Annotated in this window: 19 protein-coding genes; 7 read left to right on the forward strand and 12 right to left on the reverse strand. The window is 68.9% G+C overall.

All coding sequences use genetic code 11. The annotated features are described in order from the left end of the window. The first annotated feature begins 49 nt into the window (after positions 1 to 49). Positions 50 to 559, forward strand: a complete 510-nt coding sequence (locus PSS76_RS01170; RefSeq protein ID WP_087586992.1) for a hypothetical protein — start codon at positions 50 to 52, stop codon at positions 557 to 559. Here the strand turns inward: PSS76_RS01170 and PSS76_RS01175 are convergent. Next, a complete protein-coding gene (locus PSS76_RS01175) occupies positions 556 to 1857 on the reverse strand; it encodes an MFS transporter (RefSeq protein ID WP_064079021.1) in 1302 nt (433 codons plus the stop codon). The two genes, PSS76_RS01170 and PSS76_RS01175, sit on opposite strands and share 4 nt — an antisense overlap. A 9-nt stretch (positions 1858 to 1866) precedes the next feature. Continuing rightward, entirely contained in the window at positions 1867 to 2814 is a 948-nt protein-coding gene (locus PSS76_RS01180; RefSeq protein WP_022598665.1) for an NAD-dependent epimerase/dehydratase family protein, read from the reverse strand. A gap of 140 nt (positions 2815 to 2954) precedes the next feature. Between PSS76_RS01180 and PSS76_RS01185 the strand changes: the two genes are divergently transcribed. The 4 genes from PSS76_RS01185 to PSS76_RS01200 all read left to right on the forward strand — a co-directional run bounded on the left by PSS76_RS01185 (position 2955) and on the right by PSS76_RS01200 (position 5052). Further along, positions 2955 to 3647, forward strand: coding sequence for a TetR/AcrR family transcriptional regulator (locus PSS76_RS01185; protein ID WP_064079019.1), 693 nt, complete (start codon positions 2955 to 2957; stop codon positions 3645 to 3647). Between the two features lie 125 nt (positions 3648 to 3772). Continuing rightward, positions 3773 to 4102 (forward strand): rhodanese-like domain-containing protein, encoded by a 330-nt coding sequence (locus tag PSS76_RS01190; RefSeq protein ID WP_005516672.1) that lies wholly within the window; start codon positions 3773 to 3775, stop codon positions 4100 to 4102. Positions 4103 to 4131: 29 nt separating this feature from the next. Continuing rightward, complete coding sequence (locus tag PSS76_RS01195; RefSeq protein ID WP_064079017.1) at positions 4132 to 4392, forward strand: YgaP family membrane protein; 261 nt, start codon at positions 4132 to 4134, stop codon at positions 4390 to 4392. Positions 4393 to 4446: 54 nt separating this feature from the next. Beyond that, positions 4447 to 5052 carry a YqgE/AlgH family protein gene (locus PSS76_RS01200; RefSeq protein ID WP_064076014.1) on the forward strand — a complete coding sequence of 202 codons (606 nt, stop codon included), beginning with the start codon at positions 4447 to 4449 and terminating at the stop codon, positions 5050 to 5052. Between the two features lie 8 nt (positions 5053 to 5060). Here the strand turns inward: PSS76_RS01200 and PSS76_RS01205 are convergent, their stop codons facing one another. From PSS76_RS01205 to PSS76_RS01215, 3 genes are all read right to left on the reverse strand, one after another. Beyond that, positions 5061 to 6032 (reverse strand): alpha/beta hydrolase, encoded by a 972-nt coding sequence (locus tag PSS76_RS01205; RefSeq protein ID WP_005516680.1) that lies wholly within the window; start codon positions 6030 to 6032, stop codon positions 5061 to 5063. Positions 6033 to 6068: 36 nt separating this feature from the next. Beyond that, positions 6069 to 7418, reverse strand: a complete 1350-nt coding sequence (gene gad / locus PSS76_RS01210) for a glutamate decarboxylase (RefSeq protein WP_064076021.1) — start codon at positions 7416 to 7418, stop codon at positions 6069 to 6071. Between the two features lie 150 nt (positions 7419 to 7568). Next, the gene (locus PSS76_RS01215; protein WP_005516682.1) at positions 7569 to 8555 is read right to left on the reverse strand and encodes a bile acid:sodium symporter family protein; all 987 of its coding nucleotides are present in this window, start codon (positions 8553 to 8555) and stop codon (positions 7569 to 7571) included. Between the two features lie 84 nt (positions 8556 to 8639). Between PSS76_RS01215 and PSS76_RS01220 the strand changes: the two genes are divergently transcribed. Beyond that, a complete protein-coding gene (locus PSS76_RS01220) occupies positions 8640 to 9482 on the forward strand; it encodes a LysR substrate-binding domain-containing protein (protein WP_005516683.1) in 843 nt (280 codons plus the stop codon). A gap of 13 nt (positions 9483 to 9495) precedes the next feature. Here PSS76_RS01220 and PSS76_RS01225 read toward each other — a convergent pair whose 3' ends face one another. Together PSS76_RS01225 and PSS76_RS01230 are read right to left on the reverse strand one after the other, a co-directional pair. Continuing rightward, positions 9496 to 10476: a DUF1648 domain-containing protein gene (locus PSS76_RS01225; protein WP_084846194.1), complete on the reverse strand. Its 981-nt coding sequence runs from the start codon at positions 10474 to 10476 to the stop codon at positions 9496 to 9498. Positions 10477 to 10492: 16 nt separating this feature from the next. Next, entirely contained in the window at positions 10493 to 10888 is a 396-nt protein-coding gene (locus tag PSS76_RS01230; protein WP_013417673.1) for an SdpI family protein, read from the reverse strand. Positions 10889 to 11012: 124 nt separating this feature from the next. On the opposite strand from PSS76_RS01230, the gene leuS reads away from it, so the two are divergent. Further along, positions 11013 to 13865, forward strand: a complete 2853-nt coding sequence (gene leuS, locus PSS76_RS01235; RefSeq protein WP_084846193.1) for a leucine--tRNA ligase — start codon at positions 11013 to 11015, stop codon at positions 13863 to 13865. 69 nt (positions 13866 to 13934) lie between these two features. Here the strand turns inward: leuS and PSS76_RS01240 are convergent, their stop codons facing one another. From PSS76_RS01240 to PSS76_RS01260, 5 genes are all read right to left on the reverse strand, one after another. Next, on the reverse strand, positions 13935 to 15443 hold the full coding sequence (locus PSS76_RS01240) for a lipase family protein (RefSeq protein WP_337455757.1): 1509 nt from the start codon (positions 15441 to 15443) through the stop codon (positions 13935 to 13937). 88 nt (positions 15444 to 15531) lie between these two features. Beyond that, entirely contained in the window at positions 15532 to 16287 is a 756-nt protein-coding gene (locus PSS76_RS01245; RefSeq protein WP_337455758.1) for an iron ABC transporter ATP-binding protein, read from the reverse strand. Then, positions 16284 to 17339 (reverse strand): iron chelate uptake ABC transporter family permease subunit, encoded by a 1056-nt coding sequence (locus PSS76_RS01250; RefSeq protein ID WP_064059498.1) that lies wholly within the window; start codon positions 17337 to 17339, stop codon positions 16284 to 16286. The genes PSS76_RS01245 and PSS76_RS01250 overlap by 4 nt, the downstream gene beginning before the upstream one ends. Further along, positions 17332 to 18312, reverse strand: a complete 981-nt coding sequence (locus PSS76_RS01255) for an ABC transporter permease (protein ID WP_005516691.1) — start codon at positions 18310 to 18312, stop codon at positions 17332 to 17334. The genes PSS76_RS01250 and PSS76_RS01255 overlap by 8 nt, the downstream gene beginning before the upstream one ends. A gap of 78 nt (positions 18313 to 18390) precedes the next feature. After that, positions 18391 to 19383, reverse strand: coding sequence for a siderophore ABC transporter substrate-binding protein (locus tag PSS76_RS01260; protein WP_064059497.1), 993 nt, complete (start codon positions 19381 to 19383; stop codon positions 18391 to 18393). Between the last annotated feature and the right edge of the window lie 184 nt (positions 19384 to 19567).

Below are 19567 nucleotides of genomic sequence, written 5' to 3' on the forward strand. Positions count from 1 at the left end.
TGACGACCGTGACGGAACCGTGTCGCGGCGTGGTGCGTCGAACAAGGGTATGGACGGACTCGAGTACTGGTTCGGCACGGGGGACGGGGCGACGACCACATGGACTTCGCCCGCGGATCTGGACATCGATGCGGACGGTGGGCTCGACGCGGTACGCCTCGACTTCGACGGCGACGGTCTCGTCGACGACGCGATGTGGGACAGCGACGGTGACGGCAGTGCCGACCACGCGGTCCTCGACGTCGGCGCTCCCGAGGCCCGCTACTTCGTCGATCCGGCCCGAAACGGGCTGTGGGCACGGCAAATTCCGCAGCCGGAGCCGTCCGGTCCGCCGCAGGGGTGGGGGCGCGTCGACTTCGACGGCGACGGCGAGCGGGACGACGCGAGCGTCGACGCCGACGGTGACGGCACCCCCGACTACGTCCTCGTCGCGACGCGGGATTCGTCCCGGTACGACACATTGTTCGTCGCGGAGGAGGAGCCGGAACGGATGTCGATGCGGCTGAGCGACAGCGACGGAGACGGACGGTTGGACACGGCGCGGCGGGAAGGCATCTAGCCGGTGAGCGGAGTCCGGCGCGAGTTCAGCCCGATACCGAGCAGGCTCAGGGCGTACACGCCACCGGCGGCGAGGACCAGACCGAGGGAACGCCCGTCGGTGGGGACGACGGTGGCGGCTGCGGCGATGGCCAGGCAGAACGCGACGTTGAAGACGGTGTCCTGCAGCGCGAACACCTGGCCGCGGCGGTCGTCGTCGATTTCGATCTGCATCGCGGCGTCGCCGGTGAGCTTGACGGTCTGGCCGGCGAATCCGAGGAGGAAGGCGCCGGCGAGCAGCCACACCTGCGACAGCGTCGCGATCATCGTGACCTGCACGACGAGGGCGAACGCGATCGCGACGGTGACGGTCCGGGGGCGGCCGAGGCGCGGGATCAGCCACGGGGTGACGAGCGCGGCGAACAACAGGCCGGCGGCCGTGGCGGCCACCGCCACACCGAATCCGGCGAGGCCTCCCGGCAGCGCTCCGCCGGCGGCCGGGTCCCGCAGGATCAACACGAACAGCAGGGTATTGACGCCGAAAGCGATGCGGTGCGCCCCGATTCCGAGCATTGCGGTGGTGACGCCGGGAGCCTGCCACACCGCGGTCGCGCCGACGCGCAGGCCCTCGAGGATCGCGAGTGCGGTGCCCCGGGTGTCGGCGACGGTGTCGGTGGGGCCCAGGGCGTGCCGGGCGAATCCGCGGGCTGCGGTCACCGCGATCACCGAGCCCACGGCGCCGACCGCGACGGCGGTTCCGGACCCGACGTCGCCCTCGCCCACCAAGCCGATCACCGCCACCGCGGTGCCCGCGCCCAGCGCCGAGAACACCGAACCGGCCGTCGCGAGCACCGAATTGGTTGGCACCAGCCAGCTCTGACGCACCACGTGCGGCAGTGACGCGGAGATACCGGCGAGGACGAACCGGCTGACGCCGATCGCGGCGAGCGCCAACAGCAGCAGTGGCGTCTCTCCCGCTCCCGCGATCAGGGCCGCCGCGATCACCAGAATGAGAAGGCCGCGCAGGGCATTCGCCCACAGCAGCACGGCACGGCGGTCCCAGCGGTCGAGCAGCGCGCCCGCGAACGGGCCGATCACCGAGTAGGGCAGCAGCAGGACCGCGAAGCCGGCCGCGATCGCGAGCGGTTCGGTCTCCCGTTCCGGGTTGAACAGGATCGCTCCGCCGAGCGCGGCCTGGAACAGCCCGTCCCCGTACTGGCTGGCGAACCGGACGGCGGTGAGCCGGGCCAGGCCGGGTGAGTGGCGCAGAGTCGTGGCGGCGGCCGCCCACGATCCCCGAATCGAACTCCATCTGCGCACACGGTGACCCTATCGGGCGGCTCGTGCGGTCAATTCGTTCCGCCACCACCGCACCGTGGCGGCCGCGGCGTCGCCGAGCGGGGTCGGTGCGAGGCCCAGCAATTGCTCGCTGCGCGTCGAGTCCATCACGAACGGTGACTCGAACTGGTACAGCGTCTCGGCCAGTTCCCGGGTAGGACGATGCGCGACGCCGACGGCCCGCAGCAGCCACCCGGGCAGCGTTCCCACCCGCGGCTCCGGAACCGCGGCCGCGTCCGCGAACGCCGCCACCATCTCGCGTTGCGTGACGGCCGGCGCCGTGGGCGCGTGCAGCACCGAGTTCCACAACTCCCGATCGTGCGCCGCCGCGATCATCGCCGCCGCCAGATCCGGCACGTACGTGAACGAGTGCGGGACGTCCGCGCGGCCCATCACCCGGATGGTCTTCCCGTCGAGCACCGACGGCACCATCCGCTCCCCCGCATGGGCGGTCAGCACGTGCGGACCGAAGAAGTCGGACGCGACGACGCTCACGGTCGGCACGGAATGCGCGGCGCGGGCGGCGAGCAGGCGGGTGCGGACCCCCAGCTTCCCGGTGGTCGCGTCGCGTGGGCCGGCCTCGGTCATGGGCCCGTCCGGGCGGCCGTACGCGTACAGGCTCTCCGGGAACACCACCACGGCGCCGACGCGCTGTGCGGCGTCCATCACCACCTGCTCGGCCGCGGGCAACTCCCGCTCCCACGCGCGGGCGTCGTACGCGGAGCCGTGGATGCAGTGGAAGACGGCGGTGGCGCCGTCGAGCGCCGGGGCGAGCGCGGCGGGATCGGAGACGTCGACGCGGAGCCGCTGGATCCGCGGATGGTCCGGCCCGCTGCCCGAGCGGGTGAGCACGCGGACGTCGTAGCCGGCGTCGGCGAGTTGCTCTGCGACCGTCCAACCGACGGGTCCGGCTCCGGTCACTACCTGCAGATTCGACATGACGTGCTCGCTTTCTCGAGTGAGGTTTGGGAATCGAGAGCACTGCTCTCTATTCTCACCCTGCGCCTCGCCGACCGCGCTGTCAAGAGCAGTGCTCTCTTTTGTTGACAGTGCTCTCGCTATTCCGGCAGGGTGGTGCCATGACCGTCACCCCGCGCGAACGAGCCCGCGAGCAGACGCTCGCCGAGATCACCCGGATCGGCCGCGAGCACCTCGCCACGCACGGCGCGGCGGCGTTGTCGCTGCGGGCCGTCGCTCGAGATCTCGGGGTGGTGTCGTCGGCGGTGTACCGGTACGTCGCCAGCCGCGACGAACTGTTGACCCTGTTGGTGATCGACGCCTACACCGAGCTCGGTGCGGAGGTGGATGCGGCCGTCGGCGCGCTCCCGGTCGACGACCACCGCGGCCGGCTGCACGCGCTCGCTCGCGCGGTCCGCGCCTGGGCCCTGCGTGAGCCGGCGCGGTACGCGCTGCTGTTCGGCAGCCCCGTGCCCGGCTATCACGCCCCCGCGGAGCGCACCACGGGACCGGGCACGCGGGTGATCGTCGCGCTGGTGGGGCTCATCGAGGACGCGCAGCGGGTGGGGGTGCTGACGGTGCCGGACGAGGCGGTCGACCCGGTGCTGTCCGCCGACCTCGACCGGATCCGCGCGGAGATGGGGTTGACGGTGTCCGATGCTCTGCTCGCCCGCGGGGTCCTGGTCTGGGCTGCGCTGTTCGGCGCGGTGAACTTCGAGGTGTTCGGACAGTACGGCGCCGACACGTTCACGGATCCGGCCGCGCTCTTCGAGCATCATCTGGCGGTCCTGGACCAGATCCTCGGGCTGAGTTGAGGTCGGGCGGAGTGGCCGACAACACGTCGACCACATACCCCTAGGGGTATAGAGTCGGGGGTGGAGAGAGGATCCCCCCAGGGGGTCTGGAGAGAGCGGGCCCGATGGCCCTAGGGTCGGACGTCGTGGGCATCTTTCGGAAGTCGTACGGAACGGTCGACGTGCACAGGGCGCAGAGCCTCGTCGAAGAGGGCGCGGTCCTGCTGGACGTGCGATCGCGTCCGGAGTGGGACACCGGCCACGTGCCGGGTGCCACGCACCTGCCGCTGCACGAGGTGGTCGATCACGGCATCGACGTGGTCGCCGGGCGACCCGTCGTCGTGATCTGCCGCTCCGGCGGGCGATCGGCGAACGCGGCACGTCAGTTGTCCCGGCTGGGAGCCGAGACCTACCTGGTGCGCGGCGGGTTCGACGCCTGGCGCCGCGCCGGCCTCGCGATCACCACTCCGGACTGACCGCCACGTCACACGAGGAGTACACGAACATGGCACTGCCGAAGCATTCCGGTTGGACCGTCGAACGCATCGTCCCGCTGCTGGGCGGGTCCGTGGTGGGCACGAGCCTGCTGCTCGGCCGCAAGCACTCACCGAAATGGCGGGGGCTGACTGCCTTCGCGTCCGCGAACCTCGTGCTCTACGGGATCGTCGGCTGGTGCCCGATGAGCCTGCTGCTGCAGAAGCTGGGTGTGCCGCGCGGGGCGACCTGCCCGGTGCCCGCGGCGCGTTCCGACGTCGACGCGGCCTAGCTTCTCTCGCCGTCGCACCTCCCGTCGGCGCGCCGACGGTGAGATGATGGCCCGGTGGCGCACTCGGACGAACCTGAGGACCGCACGGCATCGGCGCAACCGGTGGTGCGGCCGGGCACCCTCCTGCTGTCCTCGACGGAACTCTTCGAGCCCACGTTCCGTCGCACGGTCGTGTACATGCTCGAACACAACGACGCCGGCAGTCTCGGCGTCGTCCTCAACCGGCCGAGCGAGACCTCCGTGCAGGAGGTGCTGCCGCAGTGGGCGTCGCTCGCGGCCAAGCCGCAGGCGCTCTACATCGGCGGCCCGGTCACCCGGGACGCCGCGCTGTGCCTGGCGACCGTCCGCGCCGGCGTCGACGTCAGCGGGGTGCCGGGACTGCGCCGGATCGACGGCCGTGTGGTGATGGTCGACCTCGACGCCGACCCCGAACCGATCGCCGCGGTGATCGACGGGCTGCGCGTCTTCGCCGGCTACGCCGGGTGGACCATCGGCCAGCTCGACGCCGAGATCGACAACGACGACTGGATCGTGCTGTCCGCGTTGGCGTCCGACGTGATCAGCCCGCCGCGTGTGGACGTGTGGGGTCAGGTGCTGCGCCGCCAGCCGATGCCGCTGGCGCTGCTCGCGACGCACCCCATCGACGTCGACCTGAACTGACTGCGCGGCTACTCGACGAGCGCCCGGCGCACGGCGTCGATCGCGAGTGATCGCGCGACGACGGTGGCCCGGCAGTCCCGCAGGCTGTCGAGCATCAGGAAGTCGTGCACCATGCCCTCGACGCGGACGGCGGTGACATCGACGCCCGCGGCCCGCAGCTTCGCGGCGTACGCCTCGCCCTCGTCGCGCAGGACGTCGGCCTCGTCGGTGATCACCAGCGTCGTCGGCAGCGCGGCCAGCCGCTCCTCCGACGCGCGCAGCGGGGATGCGTACACGTCGCCGCGCTGCTCCGGATCCGGAATGTACTGATCCCAGAACCATTTCATGCCGTCGCGGGTGAGGTAGTAGCCGTCGGCGAACTGCAGATACGACGCCGTGTCGAAGTTCGCGTCGGTCACCGGGTACAGCAGCACCTGCGCGCGCAGATCCACGTCGCCGCGTTCGGCGGCCATCAGCGCCAGCACCGTCGCCATGTTCCCGCCCACCGAATCCCCGCACACCGCGAGGCGGGACGTGTCGAGCCCGTACTCGCGGCCCTGTTTCGCGACCCACTGCGCAACCGCGTAGTTCTGCTCGATCTGGACGGGGTACTTCGCCTCGGGTGCCCGGTCGTACACCGGGAAGACGACGGCGACGCCGGCACCGACGGCGAGCTCGCGGACCAGGCGATCGTGGGTGTGCTCGTCACCGAACACCCAACCGGCACCGTGGATGTAGATCAGGACAGGCAGGTCACCGGACCCCTCCACCGGGCGCACGATCCGGGTACGGACCGTGCCGCGTTCGCCGGCGTCGACGTTCACCCACTGTTCCTCGACGAGCGGTTTCGGAACACCCTCCCCGGCCTGCAGATCGGCGAGGATCGCGCGTCCCTGTTCGGGCGGAACCTCGTAGATTCGCGGGTGGGGTGCGGTCGCGTCGGCGAGTTCCTGTGCGGCTGATTCGAGTACGGGATCGGGTGGATCGGGCAGTGCGGACATGGTGGGCTCCTTCGTCCGTCTCTGGGCGGGCCTGTCTCAGTGTGCGAAGTGCTTCGCCTTCGAGTGGATGGCTACCCCGTCCTGGCTCAGGTAGTCGAGGACCGTGCGGATGTCGTCGAACAGCAGACGCGCGAGGTCGGCGCTGAAGCCCTCGCGGACCACGACGCGGAGCACCGCGACGTCGGTGGCGTTCGCGGGCATCGTGTACGCGGGCACCTGCCACCCGCGGGCGCGCAGCTCGTGGGAGATGTCGAAGACGGTGAAGTCCTGTTCGCCGGTGAGTTCGAACGCGAGCACCGGGATGTCCGATCCGTCGCTGATGACACGGAAGTTCCCGTCGTCGCCGAGCTTGCCGCTCAACCACATAGCGGTGCTGCGCAGCGATTTCATGATGTTGTGATAGCCGGATCGGCCCAGGCGCAGGAAGTTGTAGTACTGACCCACGATCTGGTTGCCGGGCCGCGAGAAGTTGAGGGTGAACGTCGGCATGTCGCCGCCGAGGTAGTTCACCCTGAACACGAGTTCCTCCGGCAGATGCTCACTGTCGCGCCAGATCACGAACCCGATACCCGGGTAGGTCAGCCCGAACTTGTGACCGCTCACGTTGATCGACACGACCCGAGGAATCCGGAAGTCCCACTCCAACTCCGGATTCAGGAAGGGTACGACGAATCCGCCGCTGGCCGCGTCGACGTGCAGCGGGACGTCGGCCCCGCCGCCTGCCGCGACGGCGTCGAGGGCCTCCGCGATCTCCTTCACCGGTTCCAGTTCGCCGGTGTAGGTGGTGCCGAAGATCGCGACGACGCCGATGGTGTTCTCGTCCACCGCCTCCGTCACCTGTTCGGGCGTGATCACGTAGCGCCCGGGTTCCATCGGCAGGTACACCGGCTCGACGTCGAAGTAGCGGCAGAACTTCTCCCACACCACCTGGACGTTGCTGCCCATCACGAGTTTCGGCCTGGACGCGTCGAGGCCGGCCTTCTCGCGGGCCTGTCGCCACCGCCACTTCATCGCCAGGCCGCCGAGCATGACGGCCTCGCTGGAGCCGATCGTGGAGACGCCGGTGGCCGACGCGGGATCGTCGTCGACCAGGTCGGGGGCGTTGAAGAGGGCAGCGACCATGTTGACGCAGCGCTGTTCGATCGCCGACGTGGCCGGATACTCGTCCTTGTCGATGAGGTTCTTGTCGAACGTCTCGGCCATGAGGGTGCCCGCCTCGGGGTCCATCCATGTCGTGACGAACGTCGCGAGGTTCAGGCGCGAGCTGCCGTCGAGCATCAGTTCGTCGTGGATGAAGCGGTAGGCCGCGCGCGGGTCCATGTCGTCGTCGGGCAACCGCAGCGCGGGAACCGGATTCGTCGCGATGCGGCCCGTGTAGGCGGGCATGATGACGTCGCGGGACTCGTGGTTGTGATGGTGATGGTGGTGGTTGTTGCTCACGCTCGCCTCCGATGGGACTGCGGCTACCTCGGACACACCTGACCTGTCCCCATTGAACCCCAGGAGCGACGCCGGTGTGGGCGAACGCGAGTGTGGTCAGGCGGTGACCGGGTCCGGGTCGGTCCGCTTCGCGTAGTGCTGGGCCAGTGCCGCGCAGACGATCAGCTGGATCTGGTGGAAGATCATCAACGGCAGCACGATCAGTCCCACGGGCTGCCCGGCGAACAGCACCGACGCCATCGGCAGGCCCGTCGCGAGGCTCTTCTTGGAGCCGCAGAAGATGATGACGATCCGGTCGGGCAGCGAGAACCCGAGCTTTCTGCCGGCAAACGCGGTCGCCCCCAGCACGACCGCGAGGATGCCGCAGCAGACCGCCACCACCGCCGCGACCTCGAGCACCGTCACGGTGCTCCAGATGTGTTCGTTCATCGACTCGCTGAACGCCGAGAACACGACGAGCAGGATCGACCCGCGGTCGACGAGCTTGGTCGGTTCCGCGTACTTCTTCAGCCAGTCGATGACGAGCGGGCGGATGAGCTGGCCGACCATGAACGGCAGCAGCAACTGCAACACGATGTCGAGCACCGACGAGAAGTCGACGGTGGCCTCACCGGTGGTGTTCATCAACAGGATCACCAGCAGCGGCGTGACGAAGACGCCCAGCAGGTTCGAGAACGACGCGCTCACGATCGCGCCCGCGACGTTGCCCCGCGCGATCGATGTGAACGCGATCGACGACTGCACCGTGGACGGCACCAGACACAGGTACAGGATGCCGGTGTACATCTCGTCGGTGATGACCGTCGGCACCAGGATCCGCAGCGCCAAGCCGATGAGCGGGAACAGCACGAACGTCGCGGCGAACACCACCGAGTGCAGGCGCCAGTGCTTGAGTCCCTGCAGCGCCTCGGCGGGCGACAGGCGCGCGCCGTAGAGCAGGAACAGGAAGCCGATCGCGATCTTGGTGGCCCAGTCGAGGACGGTCTGTCCGCCGCCGGATACGGGGAACAGGCTCCCGAGGATCGCCACCGCGACGATGGCGAGAATGAATCCATCGATGTAGAACCTGCTCAGAAACTTCACCGGTCAACGGTATCTTTCCCGAACTTGATCATGAAAGCCGTTCACCCCGTTAACTGCGATCGTATTTCGTGATAAGCAGGACCGATGTTCGATCCGGTGCTCCTCAGGACGTTCCTCGCCGTCGAGCAGGCGGGCGGGTTCACCGCCGCCGCGCGCCAGCTGGGTCTGCGGCAGTCGACGGTGAGCGGGCACATCGCACGGCTCGAGAAGGCCGCGGGACGGCACCTCCTCAGCCGCGACACCCACACCGTGGAGCTCACCGCGGACGGCACGGCGATGGTGGGCTTCGCGCGGTCGATCCTCGACGCACAGGATCGCGCCGCCCGCTACTTCGAGGGCTCGACGCTCACCGGACGGCTGCGGTTCGGGGCGGCCGAGGACCTCGTCGCCAAGGGGCTGCCGCAGATCCTCCGCGATTTCCGGCGCACCCATCCGCTCGTCGACCTGCAGCTCACCGTCGGGCTCAGTCGCGCCGTGCACGCGCAGTTGCGGGCCGGCGACCTGGACCTCGCGTTCGTGATGCGACGGCCCGGCGAGCCGCACGGCGACCTGGTGTGGCGGGACCGGCTGGTGTGGGGTGGCACGGCCGAGGCGGAATGGGACCCGGCGACGCCGGTGCCGCTCGTCGCGTACCCGCCGCCGAGTATCACCCGTGCGTGCGCGCTCGGAGCTCTCGAAGCGGCGCGGTTGCCCAGTCGCATCACGTGCCTGGCGAACAGCCGCGCCGGACTGCGAGCGGCTGTCCTGGCCGGGCTGGGGTTCATCGTGCACGCGCAGTCGCTGTTGCCGACCGAGTTGCGGCCCGTCGGCGAGAGCCTGGGCCTGCCGGACCCGGGCGATGTCGAGTTCGTGTTGCTGAGCCGCGCGAGCACCCCCAGCGAGCCCGAGGTGGCGCTGATGGAGGCGATCCGGGCGTCGGCGCTGTGAGGGCTGTGAGGTACTAGGACCGAGCCAGGCGCCGGTCCGCGAGGGTGTTGAGCGCCCCGGCGATCTCCTCGGCGCGCGGGGTGGTGACGGTGAGCCGGTCCCCGCACGCGAAGGTGATCACGACGGCGGGCCCGGTGCGGGTGACGACGCCGCAGTTGCCGCGCGCCTTCACCTTGATGCCCCAGCCGCCGAAGTCCTGGAACGGGCGGATCTCGTCGACCCGAGCGCCGAGCACCTCGTCGGTGCCGTACTCGATCGCCGTCATACCCAGGTTCCGGACGCGGATGCCGTCGGCGTCGACGACGAGCCGGAACTGCAGCAGGGTGACGGCGAGCAACACCACCGGCAGATACACGCCCAGCGGCCACCATGCGCCCGCGAACCAGCAGACCAGGACCGCGGGCGCGGCGAGGACGAGAGCGGTCGCGGCGAGTCCGCCCGCGGTCATTCCGACCTCGTCGGTGATCGGCAGTTCGACGGCGCCGCGGGGCAGCGCGGCGGCCGGCGCCTCGGTGGCGGGGGTGCGGGTCCGGTAGTCACGCAGAAGCGACGCGCCGATCAGGCCCACGACCGTGCCGGCGACCAGGCCCAGCACGATCAGGCCGGCGGACATCTCGGCGTCGGAGCCGTCGGTGAGATCGAGCTGCCCGAGGATCATCGAGAACTCGGCGGCCACGATTACCCCGACCACCGCCGAGCCGATCAGGAGCATCGTCCGGCGCGTCACCAGGCGTGCCTGCGCCAGCGCGGCAACGGCGCTGCAGCCGCCGCCGACGAGCAGCACGATCGCCGCCATCGACCAGGCACTCGCGGAAGGCGTCATGAACCCGTCGGGCGAGTCACCGGACCAGTGGGTGGCGATCTGCGCGGGCAGACGGGATGCGAGGGCGTACGTCGTGACGACGCCGGCCGCTGCGGCCAGCACCGGAACGACGATTCCGAAGACGGACCCTGCGGGGTCGATGACACGCGGGCCGGGTGTGGGTGTGGTCACACCCGGATTCAACCAGTCAGGCCGGTTCGCACGCGCCCTTGAGGCTGCATGCGCCGCACGAGGTGCCGCAGCCACTGGTCTCGGGCAGCGCCCCGGCGGCCTTGGATCCGAGGGTGCCGCCGGCCGCGATCGTGAACAGGGCCGCGACGAGCGCCACGATCACCGCGACGATCGGGAGCACGCCGTCGAGCAGGACGGCGGCGAGGCCACCGATCACCAGGACACCGGCCGCGGCCAGCATCGTGGGGGCGGCAACCTTGTTGGCCAGCGCAAACGTCTCCTCGTCGCGCAACGATTGGGGGGTGCGGACGCCGAACCATCGGTTACGTTCGAGCCGACCGGTCAGTCCGGCGACTCCGATGGCGCCGAGCGCGAGAGCGGCGATGAACAGCACGACAGCGACGATGACCACGCATCCACGATAGAGCCTGGTGGAGCGGGCCGGGGTTCCTGGGTGTTCCTGGCTGTCCTCGGGGTCCGCCGACGCTTTACCCTGGTTGACGGTATTCCCGTCATCCAAGTAGATAGCGACCACAGTGACCGAGCCAGTTCAGCAAGCCGCATCCCCCGACGACTCGACGCCGCAGCACCGCTACACCGCGGAGCTCGCCGGCCGGATCGAGAAGCGCTGGCAGGACCTGTGGAGCGAGCGCGGGACCTTCGACGCCCCCAACCCGGTGGGGCCGCTGGCGCCGACGGACGGGTCCCCGGTTCCCCCGGACAAGCTGTTCGTGCAGGACATGTTCCCGTACCCGTCGGGTGCGGGTCTGCACGTGGGCCACCCGCTCGGGTACATCGCCACCGACGTCTTCGCGCGGTACCACCGCATGCAGGGGCGCAACGTCCTGCACACCCTCGGTTACGACGCGTTCGGTCTGCCGGCCGAGCAGTACGCGGTGCAGACGGGCACGCATCCGCGCACCACGACCGAGGCGAACATCGCGAACATGCAGCGTCAGTTGCGTCGTCTGGGCCTGGGCCACGACGAGCGCCGCTCGATCGCGACGACGGACGTCGACTTCTACCACTGGACGCAGTGGATCTTCCTGCAGATCTACAACGCCTGGTACGACACCGCGCAGGGCAAGGCCCGGCGCATTTCCGAGCTCGAGGCCGAGTTCGCCTCGGGTGAGCGCACTCTCGAAGACGGCCGCGACTGGTCGTCGCTGGACGCTGTGGAGCGTAGCAAGGTCCTGGACTCGTACCGCCTTGTCTACCATTCGGATTCGATGGTCAACTGGTGCCCCGGACTGGGCACCGTGCTGGCCAACGAGGAGGTCACGGCGGACGGCCGCAGCGAGCGCGGCAACTTCCCGGTGTTCCGGAAGCACCTGCAGCAGTGGATGATGCGCATCACCGCGTACTCCGACCGCCTGGTCGACGACCTCGAGCACCTGGACTGGCCGGAGAAGGTCAAGTCCATGCAGCGCAACTGGATCGGGCGCTCGCACGGTGCCCAGGTGAAGTTCGATTCGAACGGCCACGACATCGAGGTGTTCACCACGCGTCCGGACACGCTGTTCGGTGCCACCTACGTGACGCTGGCCCCCGAGCACGAGTTGGTCGACCAGCTGGTGGCGGCGGAGTGGCCCGAGGGCGTCGATCCCCGGTGGACCGGTGGGGCCGCCACGCCGGCCGAGGCCGTCGCCGCGTACCGCGCGTCGATCGCGGCCAAGACCGACCTCGAGCGCCAGGAGAACAAGGAGAAGACCGGCGTCTTCCTCGGCGTCTACGCCGTGAACCCGGTGAACGGGCACAAGCTGCCGGTGTTCATCGCCGACTACGTGCTCACCGGCTACGGCACCGGCGCGATCATGGCCGTGCCCGGCCACGACCAGCGCGACTGGGAGTTCGCGACCGCCTTCGGTCTCGACATCGTCGAGGTCATCAAGGGCGGTGACCTGTCCGAGGCCGCGTTCACCGGTGACGGACCGTTGGTCAACAGCGACTACCTGGACGGCCTCGACGTGGCCGACGCCAAGAAGGCCGTCATCGCACGGCTCGAGGCCGACGGCGTCGGCACCGGCACCATTCAGTACAAGCTGCGCGACTGGCTGTTCGCGCGCCAGCGCTACTGGGGCGAGCCGTTCCCGATCGTGTACGACGCCGACGGTGTCGCGCACCCGCTGCCGGAATCGGCTCTGCCGGTGGAACTTCCGGAGGTCGAGGACTACGCGCCGGTGTCGTTCGATCCGGACGACGCCAGCTCCGAGCCCTCTCCCCCGCTGGCCAAGGCCACCGACTGGGTGAACGTCGAGCTCGATCTCGGCGACGGCCTCAAGGACTACCGCCGCGACACCAACGTGATGCCGCAGTGGGCGGGCAGCTCGTGGTACCAGCTGCGCTACATCGACCCCACCAACAGCGAGCAGTTCGTCGCGCCCGAGAACGAGGCCTACTGGACCGGTCCGCGCCCGGACATCCACGGTCCGGGCGATCCCGGCGGCGTCGACCTGTACGTCGGCGGCGTCGAGCACGCCGTGCTGCACCTGCTGTACTCGCGGTTCTGGCACAAGGTGCTGTTCGACCTGGGCTACGTCAGCTCCAGCGAGCCGTACCGCCGCCTGTACAACCAGGGCTACATCCAGGCGTACGCGTACACCGACGACCGCGGCGTCTACGTCCCGGCAGCCGAGGTGACCGAGAAGGACGGCAAGTTCTTCTACGAGGGCGCCGAGGTCAAGCGCGAATACGGAAAGATGGGCAAGAGCCTCAAGAATTCCGTTGCGCCCGACCAGATCTGCGACGAGTTCGGTGCCGACACCCTGCGCGTCTACGAGATGGCGATGGGTCCGCTGGACACTTCGCGTCCCTGGGCGACCAAGGACGTCATCGGCGCGCACCGCTTCCTGCAGCGTGCGTGGCGCGTCGTCGTCGACGAGGAGACCGGTGACCTGCGCGTCACCGACGCGGAGCCGTCCGAGGACACGCTGCGTGCCCTCAACAAGACGATCGCCGGCGTCGCCGAGGACTACGCGGCGCTGCGCGACAACACCGCGGTCGCGAAGTTGATCGAGTACACCAACCACCTCACCAAGGAGTACCCGGCCGGTGCGCCGCGGTCCGTGGTGGAGCCGCTGGCGCTGATGCTCGGCCCGATCGCCCCGCACCTCGCGGAGGAGCTGTGGTCGCGCCTGGGTCACACCGAGTCGCTCGCGCACGGCCCGTTCCCCACCGCCGACGAGAAGTGGCTGGTGGAGGACACCGTCGAGTACCCGATCCAGGTCAACGGCAAGGTCCGCAGCCGCATCAACGTCGCCGCCGACGCGGCCCGCGAGGACATCGAGAAGATCGCCCTCGCGGACGAGAAGATCGTTGCGCTGCTGGACGGCAACGATCCCCGCAAGGTGATCGTCGTGCCCGGCAAGATGGTCAATATCGTCCTCTAGGCGCTTCGCACCCGTGCGCCTTTTCGGTAGTTCCAGCTACCAAAAAGGCGCACGGGCGGCGCAGCCGCCTCAGCACTCCGACGGCGCGGGTTCGCCGCGCAGGCGGGCGTCGACCCACTCGAACGCACCCGAGTTGCCGAGCGCTTCCCCCAGGAAGTGCTCGCCGGGTACCTGCCGGTAGACGGCGGCGACACCGTAGCCGCACTGCTCGTCGTACAGGTTGCGGGCGCCCAGGGCGGGGATCCAGAAGTCCTGCCCGCCGTTGTAGATGTACAGCGGGGTGCCGGAGACGAGGTCGGCCATCTTCATCTTGGTGTAGATGTCGTGGGCGACAGGTGAATTCAATGCGTCGACGACGTTCGCGAGTGCCTCGGCGGGGATCCCGAACACGCCCGACGCGCCGAGGTTGAGCATGCACTGATCCTTGATCGACGAGATGCCGATGCGCTGGCCGAGGCCGTTGATCAGCGGCAGGATCTCGAGGTTCTGCCGGGAGATCCCGAACACCGCGGCGAGGAACAGCCCGCTCGCGAGGTTGCCGTTCATGGTGCGTCCGAGCATCTCGAAGTCGGCCGGCACCCCGCCCATCGCGGCGCCGACGATGTCGGGCGCCAGCTCCGGCGCATATGCGTCGAGCAGCTTGGCTGCGCCGTGTGTGGCGATGGCCCCCCCGGAGTAGCCCATCATGGCGATCTTGCTGGTGCCGAACTCGGCGGGAAAGGCGTTCCGCATGCCGCGGATGGTGTCGAGGATCGCGTGTCCGGCGGCGTACGGTTCGCCGTACGCCATCGACGGCCCTTCGTGGTCGGGGATGAGGACGGCGTAACCGCGTTCCTCGGCCTTCGCCGTGACGGGGCGGACCAACTCGACGAAGTTGGTCGACGGGGTGATGCCGTTGGCCATGGTGTGGGACGGTGTGCAGGCCCGTCCGAGGCTGTTGATCGGCACGTTGTTGACCAGGACCGGACGTGGTCCGGGACCGGGCCAGACGCCGGCGGGGATGACGAGCGTCGCGGTCGCAAACGTGGGTGCCCCCGACGCGTCGGTCGTCTTCACCTTGATCTGCTTGACCTCGCGCACCGGCCCGAGCAGCAGATTCTTCGCGACCGGCGTGACGTCGCGGACCTCGACGAGCTCACCGTTCGCCATGCCGGGCAGCCCGGGCGGGAAGTAGTCGAAGAACGCCTCGCCGATCGGCGACGGCAGCGACTCCTGGTGCAGGGTCTCGAGCGGCGGCGGGGCCAGATCGGGTTCCGGCACCACCGAGCCCACCAGCCCGGGGATCCACGATCCGAACGCCGACCGAGCCAACGACGCGGTTCCCCACGAGCCGGTGATCGGGGTGGTGCCGTTGGAGCCGGTACCGTCCGAACCTGTTCCGTCGGTGAGCGATCCGGGCCCGATGAAGCCCTGCCCGGCCGCGCTACCCGTCGATCCCACTCCGCCGATACTGGTGTCCGGAAGGGCGCTCCCGCTCGACTGTGCGGCCGCGACGCCGGAACCTCCCCCGACCACGACACTCACCGCGAGTGCGGTGACCACCATCCGACCCCAGAATCCCCCACGCTGGTTTGGCATGCGCGGGAACCTACCCAAGGCACTTCGTGCCCGTGCGCGTTTTCGGTGGACTCGGCTACCAAAAAGGCGCACGGGTGCCGAAGGCGCCTCAGTAGTAGACGGCGATCGGGCCGTTCGGGCCGGGCATGCACGAGACCGGGGTGTCGAAGACCCGGCCCAGCGTCTCGTCGACCAAAATTTCTGTCGGCGTGCCGAATTCGACCACCTGGCCGTTCTTCATCGCGCAGATCCGGTCTGCGTAGTGCGCGGCGAAGTTGATGTCGTGCAGCACGATCACCACGGTGCGTCCGAGTTCGTCGGCCACCTTCCGCAGGTGCTTCATCATCTGCACCGAGTGCTTCATGTCGAGGTTGTTGAGCGGCTCGTCGAGCAGGATGTAGTCGGTTTCCTGGCACAGCACCATCGCCACGTAGGCGCGCTGACGCTGCCCGCCGGACAGTTGGTCGAGGTACCGGCCCTCGAGTTCGGTGAGGCCGAAGAAGTCGATCGCCCGGGTGACCGCCTCCTCGTCGACGCGGGTGAGCCGGCCCTTGGTGTGCGGGAACCGGCCGAACCCGACGAGTTGGCGCACCGTGAGTCGGGTGACGAAGTGGTTCTCCTGCCGCAGGATCGAGACGATCTTGGCGAGATCCTTCGAGCGCGTGCGCGTCACGTCGTGGCCGCCGATCTCGATGCTGCCCGCGTCCGGACTCAGCAGTCGTCCGATCATCGTGAGCAGTGTCGACTTGCCGGCGCCGTTGGGGCCGACGAGTGCAGTGATGCCGCCCGCCGGGATCCGGAGGTCGATCGGGCCGATCGTCACCGCTCGGCTGTAGTCCTTGCGGATGCCCTTGATCTCGATCACAGTCTGCCCTTCCGCAGGATCACGATGAGGAACGTGGCGCCGCCGACGGCCTCGATGATGATCGACACCGCGCCCTGGGCGTAGAAGATGTTCTTGAGCACGAAGTAGGCGCCGGTGAGGATGACGAAGCCGGTCAGCACCGCGACCGGGAAGATGTAGCGATGGTCGTGGGTGCCCGCGAACTGGTACGCCAGCGTGGCGACCAGGAAGCCGAGGAAGGTCATCGGGCCGATGAGCGCGGTGGACACGGCCATCAGCACGGACACCAGGAACAGCACGATCATGACTTCGCGACGGTGGTCCAGTCCCAGGTTCGTCGTGACGTCCCGGCCCATGGCCACCAGGTTGAGCCGTCGGGCCCGCCACCACAGCGCTCCCGCCGCCGCGAGGCACAGGGGCACAGCCAGCGGCAGGTAGGCCACCTCGGCGTTCGAGATCGAGCCGAACAGTTTGGCGGTGAGGACGTCGAACTCGCTCGGTGTCAGCAGCCGCTGCATGAATGCCGACACCGACCCGAGCCCGCCGCCGAGGATGATGCCGACCAGCAGCATCACCTGCATGTTCCCGTACTTGCCGGACAGCAGCCAGCCGTACAGCAGCATCGCGAAGACCACCATGATCGTCAGCTGCAGCGCGAATTGCGGGACGCCCTGCAGTGCAACCACTCCCGCGGCACCGAGGAAGAACACCGAGGCGGTCTGAACGGCGACGTACAGGGCTTCGAATCCCATGATCGACGGCGTGATGATCCGGTTGTTCGTCGCCGACTGGAACGCGACGGTCGCCATCGCCTGGCAGATCACGACGATCGCGATGACGACCAAGCTGGTCGCCCGCAGTTCGGCGACCCGCCAGAAGCCGGGGCTGCCCACCGGCAACGGGTTGTCCCATGCCAGCACGCCGAACGCGAATGCGACTGCGAGAACGGCGAGCCCGCTCACCACGGCCCAGTAGCGACGACGGTCGCGGACGGTGGCGAAGGCGCCGCTGCCGGCTCGCTCGCGCGTGGCCGGCGTCTCGACGACGGCCGGGGTCGGCTGGATCTCAAGCATGGCGGCGGCTCCGGAGCAGCATGGCGACGAAGACGATCGATCCGACGACACCGAGGATCAGCGACACGGGGACCTCGAACGGCGCGATGATCGTCCGGCCCACCAGGTCGCAGACGGTGACGATCGCGACGCCCAGCAGGCACACCCAGGGCAGGTTGCTGCGGAGATCGTCGCCGCGGATCATCGACACGATGTTCGGCACGATCAGCCCGAGGAAGGGCAGGTTGCCCACCACGACGGTGACGACGCCGGTGGCGATCGCGATCAGGCCCGTACCCAGGAGGATGATGCGGTTGTAGTCGAGGCCGACATTGGTGGCGACGTCCTCGCCGAGCCCCGCGACGGTGAACCGGTCGGCGGCGACGAACACGGCCACCGCGACGATCGCCACGATCCACAGCACCTCGTACTGGCCGCGGATGGCGGAGGTGAAGCTGCCGGCGAACCAGATGCCCATGCTTTGCAGCAGGTCGGTGGCGAGCGCGAGGTAGGTCGTGATGGCGCCGACCACCGCGCCCAGCATGATGCCGACGATCGGCACGATCAGCGACGAGGTCAGCTGGACGCGGCGCAGGAACAGGAAGAAGATCAGGGTGCCGACGAAGGCGGCCACGATGGCGCCGATCATCCGCGGCATCAGCCCGGCGCCCGGTGCCACGATCATCATGATCATCAGGCCGAGCCCCGCCCACTCGGTGGTGCCGGTGGTGGTGGGTTCGACGAACCGGTTCTGCGTCAGCAGCTGCATGACCAGGCCGGACATCGCCATCGCGGCGCCCGCGAGTACCAGCGCGACGGTGCGGGGGATGCGGGTGATGTTGAACATCTCCCAGCCGGCCTCGCCGCCGAAGATGTCGAACACGCCGGTGAACAGCGAGAGCGTCAGCAATACGCCGACGCCGAGGAAGCCGAGCAACAGCTTCCAGTCGAACAGGCGACCCTTGTCGCGGACCGTGACGGTCGGTGCACTCATCGGAGAAACTTCCGTACTGCGAGCAAGTGGCTACCCCGTGGTCCGGCTCCGTGCCGTCGCCACGGGGTAGCCGGGGGCTCAGCTGTTGCTGTTCTTCTCGAGCAGGTCGGCCAGCGCGTCGAAGAACGCGGTGTACGTCTGGATGCTCTCGTTGGTGTAGGTGTCGGCGGGCATGTAGATGACGTTGCCCTTCTTGACCGCCTCCACGTTCTGCAGGGCGGCGGAGCCCTCGATCACCTTGGCGGCCGGCATGTAGCCGTCCTTCTTGGCATCGGTGGTGGCGGCGTCACGATCCATGACGATGATCAGGCCCGGGTTCGACTGTGCGATTGCCTCGACCGAGATGTCGTCGCCCTGGTGGTTGTCGGAACCCTGCGGTACCTCGAGCGCGGGCTCGAAACCGAAGATGTCGAACATCGGGCCGATCGTCCGGCCGGTGTGCGGGGCGACGTAGCCGATCTTGCCGCCGGAGACGATGACGCCCATCACCGTCGTGTCGGCACCGTAGGCGGCCTTCACCCGGGCGATGGATGCATCGAACTCGTCGTTGAGCTGCTGCGCCTCGGCCTGCTTGTCGAAGACCTCGCCGAGGACGGTGGTGCCGCGCTTGAGTTCGGCATCCAGCGGCTGGTCCTTGCGGGGGGTGACGTCGACGATGGCGGCGTTCGGGGCGAGCTTGCGGAAGTCCTCGCGGAACTGCGCGAAGCGGTTGCCGTTGACGATCAGATCCGGATCGGCCGCGACGATCGCCTCGAGGTTCGGTTCGCGGTGGGTGCCGAGGTCGACGATGCTCGAGTCCTGCTTGTACGAGATCGTGTCGGGCATCAGCGCCACGGCACCGGCCTTCAGCGGCACTCCCCACGCGGAGAGGGTCTCGAACGTGGTGTTGTCGGTGGCGACGACCGACGCCGCCGGCACGGTGACCGTCTGCGAACCGAAGTTGTCCTCGACCGTCACGGTGGTGGTCTCGCCGGAGGCGGCCTCGTCGGAGGTCGTGCTCGAGCAGGCGGTGAGGGCGAGGGCTGCCAGTGCGAGGGCAGCCGCGCTGCGGTACAGCCGGGGCGCTTTCATCTACGTGATTCCTTGCTTCGTGCCGATGGGACGTGCCGCCGCGGCGACCCCCTCCCCGCGACAGTGGTGAGCCTAACCTAATGCGCGTAAAAGGGATGATTCGGTCCCCGGGGTGGCGCAGGCCCACGCCGTCGGTGAGGGCACCGGTGTCCGGTGGGCGGGATCGAGCGATGTGGGCAGCGTG

This window comes from Prescottella sp. D32 (genome assembly GCF_037287305.1).
Lineage (GTDB): Bacteria > Actinomycetota > Actinomycetes > Mycobacteriales > Mycobacteriaceae > Prescottella > Prescottella equi.

Bases quoted from the DNA above. Each gene is read 5' to 3' on its own strand.
- PSS76_RS01180 (WP_022598665.1), bottom strand. From the start codon at position 2,814: ATGTCGAATCTGCAGGTAGTGACCGGAGCCGGACCCGTCGGTTGGACG.
- PSS76_RS01170 (WP_087586992.1), top strand. From the start codon at position 50: ATGGACGGACTCGAGTACTGGTTCGGCACGGGGGACGGGGCGACGACC.
- gad (WP_064076021.1), bottom strand. From the start codon at position 7,418: ATGCCCGCCTACACGGGCCGCATCGCGACGAATCCGGTTCCCGCGCTG.
- PSS76_RS01240 (WP_337455757.1), bottom strand. From the start codon at position 15,443: ATGCCAAACCAGCGTGGGGGATTCTGGGGTCGGATGGTGGTCACCGCA.
- PSS76_RS01205 (WP_005516680.1), bottom strand. From the start codon at position 6,032: ATGTCCGCACTGCCCGATCCACCCGATCCCGTACTCGAATCAGCCGCA.
- PSS76_RS01220 (WP_005516683.1), top strand. From the start codon at position 8,640: ATGTTCGATCCGGTGCTCCTCAGGACGTTCCTCGCCGTCGAGCAGGCG.
- PSS76_RS01185 (WP_064079019.1), top strand. From the start codon at position 2,955: ATGACCGTCACCCCGCGCGAACGAGCCCGCGAGCAGACGCTCGCCGAG.
- PSS76_RS01195 (WP_064079017.1), top strand. From the start codon at position 4,132: ATGGCACTGCCGAAGCATTCCGGTTGGACCGTCGAACGCATCGTCCCG.
- PSS76_RS01260 (WP_064059497.1), bottom strand. From the start codon at position 19,383: ATGAAAGCGCCCCGGCTGTACCGCAGCGCGGCTGCCCTCGCACTGGCA.
- PSS76_RS01255 (WP_005516691.1), bottom strand. From the start codon at position 18,312: ATGAGTGCACCGACCGTCACGGTCCGCGACAAGGGTCGCCTGTTCGAC.
- PSS76_RS01250 (WP_064059498.1), bottom strand. From the start codon at position 17,339: ATGCTTGAGATCCAGCCGACCCCGGCCGTCGTCGAGACGCCGGCCACG.